Below are 3,385 nucleotides of genomic sequence, written 5' to 3'. Positions count from 1 at the left end.
GCCGTCGCCCCCCGCACCGCCTACCCCAGGGTCTTGCGCTCGCGAGTTCTCCGCCCAACCGACAGCGACCTCGCCTGCTGGGCCGTCGTGTGCTTCTACGTGGTGAAGCAGGAGCGCCGCGGCGGGGTCGCCGCCGCCCTGCTGGAGGCGGCGGTCGCCTTCGCCGCCGACCACGGCGCCGCCTCGGTCGAGGGCTACCCCAAGGACACCGACGGGGCCCGCAAGGGCGCCAACGAGATGTTCGTCGGCTCCCTGTCCATGTTCCAGGAGGCGGGGTTCGAGGAGGCGGCCCGCAACTCCCCCGGCCGGCCGATCATGCGCCGGACCGTCAAGGGCGGTCAGCGGCGGCCCCGGCGGGCGCGGAGGTAGTCGCTGACCACGTAGTCGCCCAGCCGGTCGGGCGAGGGGGCGAACACGCGGCCCCCGTTGAGGCGGGCGATCAGGTCGACGAAGGCGACCAGGCGCGGGTCGTCGTCGAGCATGAACACGTTGATGGTGGCGCGGCGGCGGGTGAGGCGGGTCACCTCGGTCAGGGTCAGCTCGACCGTGCGCGGGTCGGGCGGGTACCAGAACTCCGGGGAGCCGTCCGGCTCCAGGTGGGCGGTGGGCTCGCCGTCGGTGACGACCAGCACGACCGGCTCGGCCTCGGGGTGCCGGTCCAGGTGGCGGCCGGCCAGGACCAGGGCGTGGTGCAGGTTCGTCCCCTGCCCGACGGCCGCGTCCAGGTCGGGCAGGTCGGCCGGGCGCACCGTCCGTGCCAGCAGCGAGAAGCCGATGATCTCGAGCGCGTCCTGGGGGTAGCGGGTCGAGACCAGGCTGTGCAGGGCGAGCGCGGTCGCCTTGGCCATCCCCCAGGTCTCGCGCAGCAGCATCGAGTAGGACTGGTCGACGAGCAGGCAGACGGCGGCCGACGTGCGCCGCTCGGTCTCCAGCACCTCGAAGTCGTCGGGGGCCAGCTTCAGTCGCGTGTGCTCGGGGGGGTCTGGGGGGGCGCTTGTTGCCCCCCCAGTGAACCGGGACGATGCGTGTCGCATGATCGCGTTGCGGACCGTTCTCACGGCATCCACGGATCCCTCGTCCCCGAACACCCAGGGGCGGGAGGCGCCGGTGGGCTCGCCGGCCAGGCCGAGGCCGGCGACGTCGTGGTCGCCGCGGCGGCCCTCGTCGAGGCTGGAGAAGATCCGGCGCAGGGCGACCGCGCCGATGCGGCGGATCGCCTTGGGGCTGAGCTTGAGCTCGCCCTGCTCACGGAGCAGGTAGCCCTGCTCGGTCAGCTCCCGCTCCAGCCGGCGCAGGGCCTCGACGTCGTCGACGGCGGCCCGGCCGAGGGCCCGCTCCACCGCCTCCAGGTCGACGTCGTCCAGGGAGGCGCCCGGGTAGCGCTGGCCGAGGGACGCCTCCAGCGACTCGAGGTCGGCCAGCTCCTCCAGCGCGGTGGTGGCGTCGCCAAGGCCCAGCGGCTGCTCGCCCTCCATGGCCGCGCCCTGGTCCCAGCGCAGGTCGGGCCGGAGCGACCGCAGGGAGCGGCCCAGGCGGTCCAGCTCGTACTGGAGCCCCAGGTCGCCGAGGACCGACTGGGACAGGGCGGCCAGCTCGGCCCGCTGGTCGGGGGTGAGGGAGGCGGCCAGCCGGCTGGCCGCGGCCGCCCGGCGGGCCAGGGCGTCGATCAGCTCCTCCAGGGTGCGCGGGTTCTCGGGGAACATGTCGCCGTAGCGCTCCATGAACTCCTCGAACTGGCGCTGGGTGTCCTCGCCGCGGGCGTCGGCCTCGAGCATGGCGTTGAGGTCGGCCACCATGTCCCGGATGCGCTGCAGCTCCTCGGGGCTGGCCCCGGCCAGGGCGTCGCGCATCCCCCGGAACTGCGAGTCGAGCACCTCGCGGCGGAGCAGGTCCCGGATCTGCTCGTAGGTGGCGGCGGCCTCGGGCGAGCGCCACCGGTAGTCGGCGAGCTGGCGGACGGCCCGGGCCACCTCCGGGGGCAGCTGGTCGAGCTCGGCCTCGGCCAGGCGGGCCGCGTCCGACGGGTCGGGGAACAGGGCCTGGCGCTCCTGCTCCACCGCCTGGTCGAGCAGCTCCCGGACCCGCTCAAGGGTGCCGTCGAGCCGGCCCCGCTCGCGCAGGTCCCGGCGCCGGTCGCGGACCTGGCGGAGCAGGTCGCGCAGGCCCCTGGTGCCGGGCATGCCCTGGCGCAGCAGGTTGCGGAGGGCGTCGGCGGCCCGGTCCCCGGCCAGGACCCGCTCGCCCAGCCGGTCCAGCGCCCTGGCCACGTCGAACGGCGGCTCCAGGGGGTCGGGCCCGCCCCGCCAGGCGCCGTAGCGGTAGCTCATCCGCCGTAGACCGTGCGCCCTGGCAGCTCCTCCTTGGCCAGGCGCTTGGCCAGGTGGAGGCCTTCCATGGCGAACTCGAGGGCGGCCGCGGCCAGCCCGGGCGTCTCGGCTCCGTGGTCGTCGCCGAGGCGGCGCAGCAGCTGGGCCAGCCCCGGCACCGGCCCGACCCGGGCCAGCAGGTCGCCCGCCGGGACCAGGTCGCCGGTCTCGACGGTGCCGCCCTCGTCGAAGCGGTGCAGCAGCCCCGACAGGTCGGACCCGCCCAGCCGGGCCCGCCAGGTCTCGGCCACCGACCGGCGCAGCAGGTGCTGGAGCAGCTCCAGCTCCCGGCCCTCCTCGAGCTGGTCGAACTCGACCTTGCCCAGGGAGACGGGGACCACCGCCGGCAGGTCGACCACCCGGGCCACGGCCAGCCCCTCACCGGTCACCGCGGCCCGGCGCACGGCCGAGGCGGCCACGGTCTCGGCGGCGGCGATGGCGAAGCGGGCCGAGACGCCGGAGCGGGCGTCGATCTGGGGCGACTCGCGCACCGCCCTGGTGAAGCGGGCGATCACCTCCAGGAGGTGGTCGGGCACGACGACGGGGGTGCCGGGCCAGTCGAGCACCGCCTCCTGGCGGATGACGCGCAGCTCGTCCTCCAGGCGCAGCGGGTAGTGCGTGCGCACCTCGGCGCCGAAGCGGTCCTTGAGCGGGGTGATGATGCGCCCGCGGTTCGTGTAGTCCTCGGGGTTCGCGCTGGCGACCAGCAGGACGTCCAGCGGCAGCCGCAGCGTGTAGCCGCGGACCTGGATGTCGCGCTCCTCCATGACGTTGAGCAGCGCGACCTGGATGCGCTCGGCGAGGTCGGGCAGTTCGTTGATCGTCACGACGCCGCGGTGGGCGCGCGGCACGAGGCCGTAGTGGATGGTCTCGGGGTCGCCCAGGCTGCGGCCCTCGGCGACCTTGACCGGGTCGACGTCGCCGATGAGGTCGGCGACGCTCGTGTCGGGCGTCGCGAGCTTCTCGGCGTAGCGCTCGGAGCGGTGCCGCCAGGAGATCGGCAGGTCGTCGCCCTCGTC

At 75.1% G+C, this 3,385-nt stretch carries 3 protein-coding genes; 1 reads left to right on the top strand and 2 read right to left on the bottom strand.

From position 1 onward, the window contains the following. Nucleotides 1-369: GNAT family N-acetyltransferase (locus VF468_01820; GenBank protein HEX5877058.1), on the top strand; the 369-nt coding region annotated here is incomplete at its 5' end. Here the strand turns inward: VF468_01820 and VF468_01815 are convergent. Together VF468_01815 and VF468_01810 are read right to left on the bottom strand one after the other, a co-directional pair. Then, nucleotides 339-2,327, bottom strand: coding sequence for a hypothetical protein (locus VF468_01815; GenBank protein HEX5877057.1), 1,989 nt, complete (start codon nt 2,325-2,327; stop codon nt 339-341). The two genes, VF468_01820 and VF468_01815, sit on opposite strands and share 31 nt — an antisense overlap. Then, on the bottom strand, nt 2,324-3,385 hold a 1,062-nt coding region (locus VF468_01810), incomplete at its 5' end, for a sigma 54-interacting transcriptional regulator (GenBank protein ID HEX5877056.1). The genes VF468_01810 and VF468_01815, both read right to left, overlap by 4 nt.

Source organism: Actinomycetota bacterium, from assembly GCA_036280995.1.
Taxonomy (GTDB): domain Bacteria; phylum Actinomycetota; class CALGFH01; order CALGFH01; family CALGFH01; genus CALGFH01.
This window is presented reverse-complemented; position numbering and strand designations above follow the sequence as displayed.

Bases quoted from the DNA above. Each gene is read 5' to 3' on its own strand.
- VF468_01815 (HEX5877057.1), bottom strand. From the start codon at position 2,327: ATGAGCTACCGCTACGGCGCCTGGCGGGGCGGGCCCGACCCCCTGGAG.